The sequence below is a fragment of the Mucilaginibacter sp. P4_E8 genome (assembly GCF_056401495.1).
Genome location: NZ_JBFUJG010000201.1, coordinates 1 through 6,904 on the forward strand (window position 1 = coordinate 1; position 6,904 = coordinate 6,904).

Here is a 6,904-nt window from a genome sequence, read left to right on the forward strand (position 1 = left end):
ATATTGAAAAACAACTAAATGAACTGCTGAAAAAGCACGATCCGCCAAAGCCATCAAATAAAGGTAATACCCGTAACTTTAGTATACAACCATTGAACGATGTGCACTTTAATAATATATATGGTACATTTAATTCTGGCAATACTGCCAATAAAGCAACTTTATATGGTTTACTGGCCATTGGACTGTTTCTGTTAATATTAGGTTGTATTAACTTTATAAACTTAACAACGGCCCAATCGTCACAACGGGCCAGGGAAATAGGTATCCGTAAAACAATGGGGAGTACCCGCACCCAGTTAATCGTACAATTTTTAAGCGAAACCTTCCTGATCACCACCATTGCTGTAGTAATAGCGGTTTTACTTGCCCCGGTGATATTAAAGCTCTTTGCCGATTTTATCCCGAAAGGGATAAGTGTAAATATTGTTCAACAACCCGGCCTGGTATTGTTTTTAGTAATACTGACTCTTGTGGTAACCCTGCTTTCTGGGTTCTATCCGGCTATGGTATTATCAGGTTTTAAGCCGGTTTTAGTGCTTAAAAATCAAGCGGTTAATAACAGCAGTAAAACAAGAACAGCCTTTTTAAGAAAATCGTTAACGGTAGCCCAGTTCATTATAGCCCAGTTTTTCATAATGGCCACCATATTGGTTAGTAAACAGATTTACTATGTTCTACATAAGGATCTGGGGTTTAAAAAAGATGCCATCATCATTATAAACTCTCCATGGAAAAACCGGACCGCCAGCCGTAACCAGGTATTTATGAATAAGCTGCGCGCTATACCTCAGATAGAAATGATAAGTGCAGGTAAAGCCGCACCATCCTCCACTTCAAGTAATTCAACAGAGGCTACGTACAAAGATGGTAAAAAAGAGATCAAGATAAATTTGGAGGAAAAGTATGGGGATGAAAATTACATTAGAGTATTTAAGATCAAATTACTTGCGGGCCGCAATTTACAGCCTGCCGACACCACAAAAGGATTTCTGATCAATAGTACCTGTGCCAGAATATTTGGGTTTAAAAACCCGGGCGATGCCGTTGGTAAGAAGATAGATAATTTTAATGGCGATACAAAAATGGAGATCATTGGTGTGGTTGCTGATTTTCATCACGAATCATTACGTTCGCCAATTAAACCTTTGGCTATTTTAACAAGTAACGGTTTTTATAATAATGGTACATTTCACATCGCATTAAAACCACAATCAGCTGGTAACAAAGATTGGAAAAATGCTATTTCTGCTATGCAGCAAGCCTGGAAGGAAATATATCCTGAGGATGATTTTGAATATCATTTCTTTGATGAAACCCTCGCCAAACTTTATGATGCTGAACAACATACCTCAACCTTGTTAACCTGGGCTACTGGGTTATCCATATTTATTAGCTGCCTTGGTTTGCTTGGCTTGGCTATGTATACTACTAGTTTACGAACAAAGGAAATAGGTGTGCGCAAGGTTCTTGGGGCTTCTATTGCGCAGATTGTTACGCTGTTATCAACAGAATTGATATGGCTTATTGTACTGGCTTTTGTGCTGGTTACACCGGTAGCTTGGTATGCCATGAACAAGTGGATGCAAGGCTTTGCCGATCGTACCACCATTAGCTGGTGGATATTTGTCTTAAGTGGCGCCGGTATGTTGCTGGCTGCATTATGTACATTAAGCTTTCAAACCGTTAAAGCAGCCATTGCCAACCCAGTGAAGAGTTTAAGGAGCGAATAGTGAGTTTCAACTAGTGATTGAAATTTATCAATTTAACACTATTTAACTACTCATTTAAAGCATTTTAGGTATCATCGTGTAAAGAAAATAATATGATACGTAACTACTTTAAAATAGCCTGGCGCAATTTACGGAAGCATAAGTTTTATACATTAATCAATGTGTTTGGTTTATCATTAGGAATAGGTTGCGGTATTATTTTATTTCAGTTTATTACTTATCATTTTAGTTTTGATACTTATCATCATGATGCCAAACAGGTTTATAAAATTGTTACTAACCTGCATCTCCCGGATGGAGGCATTGAGAACGAACAAGGTTCGCCACTTGTATTGGGGAAGGTTCTGAAAAATGATATCTCTCAAATTAAAGATCAGGCGGCATTGCTGAGAATGCATGACGCTACTATAACCATCCCCCAAACAGGAAAAACAAACGCTCAATTATTTGCGGAGCATGAAAACATAGCCCTTACTGATAAGCACTTTTTTAGCCTGTTTGATTATGAATGGGAGCAAGGAGACAAAAACAATGTCCTGACCGAGCCCAATACTGTCGTTTTAAGTCATAATTTGGTGCAAAAATATTTTGGTAGTCAGGATGCGATCGGTAAAACGATTAAGGTTGATAGTAAGAACACTTTTAAAATAGTGGGTATTGTAAAAGATCACCCTGCTAATACAGACTTTAAAACGGATATCTTTTTATCATTATCGTCACTTAAACTGATGAATCCTGAGTGGGAGCAGCAAATGCAAACGGACTGGGGATTCATCAACTCTACCACTGCTACATTTGTTTTGTTACCCGAGGGTTTATCTGCAGGCAAGGTTAATGCTGAGCTTACCACAATAGTTAAACGTTATACCGGCGACAGGGCTTCTGTTTTTGAATTTAAGTTACAACCTTTACATGAGGTGCATTTTGATGGCCGTTACAGTGGCGTTATACAGAAGTCATTGTTGGTTACTTTGGGTATTATAGGTTTGCTGCTCATTGTTATTGCCTGTGTTAATTTTATTAATATGGCAACGGCTCAAAGTTTTAAGAGAGCTAAAGAGATTGGCACACGCAAAGTTTTGGGTAGTACACCATCGGCTATATTTTTCCAGTTTATTGCCGAAATGGCCAGTATTACCTTCTTTGCGGCCTTATTAGCCATTCTTTGGGTCCTGATTACTTTACCAATAGTTAATACCTGGTTGCAAACTAACCTTACGCTTAACTTTATAAGTAGTCCTAAACTGATCCTGTTTGTACTTATTTTATTAATGTTTATTATTTTGGCGGCAGGCTTTTATCCGGCATTGATATTAAGCAGATTTAAACCGGTAAATGCTTTGAAGAATCAGCTTAATCAGAGCACTCAATCAGCCGGCTTTGGTCGAAAAAGCCTAATTGTGGTTCAAAATATTATTGCACAGGTTCTTATTATCAGCACTATACTGATAGCCATGCAGGTGAAATTTTTAAAAACAGCCGATCTTGGCTTTAGCAAGAATGCGGTTTTGGTATTACCCGTTCCGGATAACGCCAAAACTAAAACTAATTTTCTGCGCAACAGATTATTGGCATATCCGGGTATTAAAGACATATCCTTTTGCTACAGACCTCCAGCATCCACCGCTGATAAGGGAGGGTCCATTAAATACGAGAGCCGGTCATGGGAGAAGTTTATTGGGAAAACAATTATTGGTGATGCTGGCTATGTTAAAACATTTGGCATACAACTTATTGCCGGGCGAAATATTATAGAAAGTGATACAGCCAAAGAATACCTGGTTAATGAAAAACTTGTTCAAAAATTAGGCTTAAAAGACGCACAACAAATTATTGGTCATCGGTTTGCTGCTGGTGATATTAGTGATCAACAAGGCATTATAGTAGGAGTGGTAAAGGATTTTCATTCAAAATCCCTTTATACAGCAATTGATCCACAATACATTAGCTCATTAAGAAGCGGTTATCAATATATGGGAGTTAAAATCAACTCAAATGAATCATCAGCTGTTATTGATCAAATAAAAAAAGAATGGCAATCCGTTTATCCTGACAATGTTTTTGAGTATCACTTTTTAGATGAACAAATTGCCGACTTTTACCAAAAGGAAGATCTGTTAAATAAACTTATCAAATCAAGCACCATCATAGCTATTTTTACAAGCTGCCTGGGTTTATTGGGGCTTATATCATTATTAACGCTTCAACGCACAAAAGAGATAGGTATACGGAAGGTGCTGGGGGCATCCGTTGTCCACATTACCGCATTACTGTCCGTTGATTTTCTGAAACTGATAATTATCGCCGTAATTATAGCTTCGCCGGTTGCCTGGCTTATTATGAGCAAGTATTTACAGGATTTTGCCTATCGCATTGATATACAATGGTGGGTATTTGCCCTGGCTGCAATTATAGCCATATTAATAGCTTTTGTAACTGTAAGCTTTCAATCAATAAAAGCAGCAATGGCCAACCCAATAAATAGTTTACGAAACGAATAATGTGTGCAAGTTGATGTAAAATCAAAATAATAGCTATACAATATGCTTACATAGTTCCGTTTTTCTTGTTTATAAAAAAATATTCATATAGATTGTACTATTCGTCTGAATTACAGAATGGTAAAACTATAACCTAAACAGKAACCCCTTATGAAACTAAAAATTATTGATTTAATGAGTCAGTTAATTAATGATGGCAGCGGCCTGTTTGAACTTGACGATTTGAATGCTTACGTTGATAAGCTTATTGAAAAAGCATGTTTACTCACTATAATAGAGCAAGACGTTTTAAAGGGACTTTTAGCATACTATGCTAATGACTATGAAAATAAAGTCGCGTTTCTATCAATGCTTATAATTTCGCCATCGGCACGAAGAATGGGCTATGGAAGAAGACYGGTTGAATTTGTCTTTACAGAGTTAACACTGAAAGGATTTAAAAAATGTTGCACGGAGGTAAAAGAAGATAATATAAAAGCATTAACAGTGTGTAAAAAGTTAGGCTTTACTTCTGCAGGCACAAAAAATGGATACATGGTTTTAGAAAAATTACTGTAATAGCATTTGGCTACAGCAATCCCAGGCGCATAGTTAACCCGTTTTATATTCACTGTATCATAATCGTACACGTGGTGTTACGCTTACGAACATGTTTATACTCTTGCTGTATATTAATTGATTGATTTTCAGTTATTTATGTTTTTGGTATGCGTTTTAAACTATAACGCCGATTAAACTACGAGATATGCTGAAAAACTATTTTAAAATAGCCTGGAGAAATATAATACGCCACAAAGGATACTCGATCATTAACATTGCCGGTTTAACTGTGGGTATCGCGGCTTGTTTGCTCATCTTCGTGATCATTCAGTATGAACTAAGTTTTGATACCTTTCATCCCAATTACAAAAATATATACCACATTGTAACGCAGGAAAAGCATGAAGCAGAAGTCACCTATAACCCTGGCATAGCAGTACCCGCAACTCAAGCGTTGCGTTTAGATTTCCCCCAGGCAAAAGTAGCCTCGGTAAATAGCAGCTATGGAAGTCAGATTACTGTACCTGAAGGAGCAGGTCATAATGGTGATAAAAAGTTTACCGAAAATCTTGGCGTTCTGTTCATTGAGCCTCAGTTTTTTGATATTTTCAGCTCAAAGTGGCTGGCTGGTAATGCTTCGGTACTGGCCGATCCGGATATGGTGGTTATCGATAAAAGCTCTGCCATTAAATATTTTGGCGATTGGAAAAATGCCATCGGGAAATCTCTTAAAATGGATAATTTAATATCGCTCAAAGTGGCTGGTATAATTGAGGATGTTCAGGTGAACAGCGATTTTCCATTCAAAGTAATGGTATCATTCGTTACCTGGAAGCAACACGCTAAGAATTATGACTACAGCGAGGAATGGGGGTCAACCAGCAGTAACCATCAGGTTTACATGTTGTTTCCGCAAAGCATAACCCAGGCCAACATTGATGCGCAGTTAAAAATATTTTCAACCAAGCATTTTAAAAATAAAACTACAGAAACCCGGTTACTTTCACAGCCATTGTCGGCTATGCATTTTGATACCCGCTTTGGCAATACCCTTGGCGATCACGTTATGAGCATGGCTACTTTACGCACCTTGTCATTTATAGCGTTGCTTATTATCATCATGGCATCCATCAATTTTATTAACCTTTCAACGGCACAATCTGTAGGGCGGTCAAAAGAAGTTGGGATCCGTAAAGTATTGGGAAGTACCCGCAAACAACTTATATTTCAGGTTATTGGCGAAACCACTATCATTGTTGCTGGCTCGGCCCTGCTTGCTGCTGCTGTTGCAAAATTAGCCCTGCCGCAATTAAAAAATATAGCCAGCGTGCCGGGTAGCATTGGTCTGTTTACTACCGGTAGTATTTTGTTTTTGATAATTAGTACTGTAACTATAATCTTGCTGTCGGGCATTTACCCGGCTATGGTGGTATCGGGTTTTAAACCTGTTTTGGCTCTTAAAAATAAGATCACAGCCGCCTCCATTGGTGGTATCCCCTTACGCAGGGCATTAGTAATAGCGCAGTTTGCTATTTCGCAGTTACTTATTATAGGTACAATAGTAGCGGTTAACCAAATGGATTATGTTAACAAAGCCGACCTTGGTTTTAACAAGAACGCCGTACTTATTATACCTGGCTATACAGATAGCCTCAGCCTGCGCAAAATAGATCCTTTTAAGGAGCAATTATTGCAAAACCCTGCGGTTAAAGCAGTAAGTTTTACATCAGATGCACCTTCGTCAGAAAATAACTGGGGTACCAACTTCTATTTTAACCATTCAAAAACAGATATTGGTTTTCATACTTATTTAAAATATGGCGATGTTGACTATTTCAAAACATTTGGATTACGCTTTGTGGCAGGTAAAGGTTATGACGCGAGTGATACTTCGCGACAAGTGGTAGTCAATGAAACCTTCATACATAAATTAGGTATTCAAAATGCCGAAAACGCCCTTGGTAAAACAGTGCGTTTAGGTGGCGGGATCTGGATGCCCATTATCGGAGTGGTAAAGGATTTTAAAACCAACTCGCTGCGCGAAAATGTAAGACCGATTGTTATTGGTCCGCGTAAGCAATCCGAAGGTGTATTAGCCATAAAGATCCAAACAAATCACCTCACTAAAAC

General features: G+C 38.1%; 4 protein-coding genes. All 4 read left to right on the forward strand.

Features of this window, described 5'->3' with window-relative positions; genetic code table 11:
- Positions 1–1,733: FtsX-like permease family protein (locus AC1DRQ_RS28540; protein WP_477429073.1), on the forward strand; the 1,733-nt coding region annotated here is incomplete at its 5' end.
- A gap of 92 nt (positions 1,734–1,825) precedes the next feature.
- Positions 1,826–4,234, forward strand: a complete 2,409-nt coding sequence (locus AC1DRQ_RS28545; protein ID WP_477429075.1) for an ABC transporter permease — start codon at positions 1,826–1,828, stop codon at positions 4,232–4,234.
- A 150-nt stretch (positions 4,235–4,384) separates the two neighbouring features.
- Positions 4,385–4,792 carry a GNAT family N-acetyltransferase gene (locus AC1DRQ_RS28550; RefSeq protein WP_477429077.1) on the forward strand — a complete coding sequence of 136 codons (408 nt, stop codon included), beginning with the start codon at positions 4,385–4,387 and terminating at the stop codon, positions 4,790–4,792.
- 187 nt (positions 4,793–4,979) lie between these two features.
- Positions 4,980–6,904 (forward strand): ABC transporter permease (locus AC1DRQ_RS28555; protein ID WP_477429079.1); only part of this gene is annotated, 1,925 nt, incomplete at its 3' end.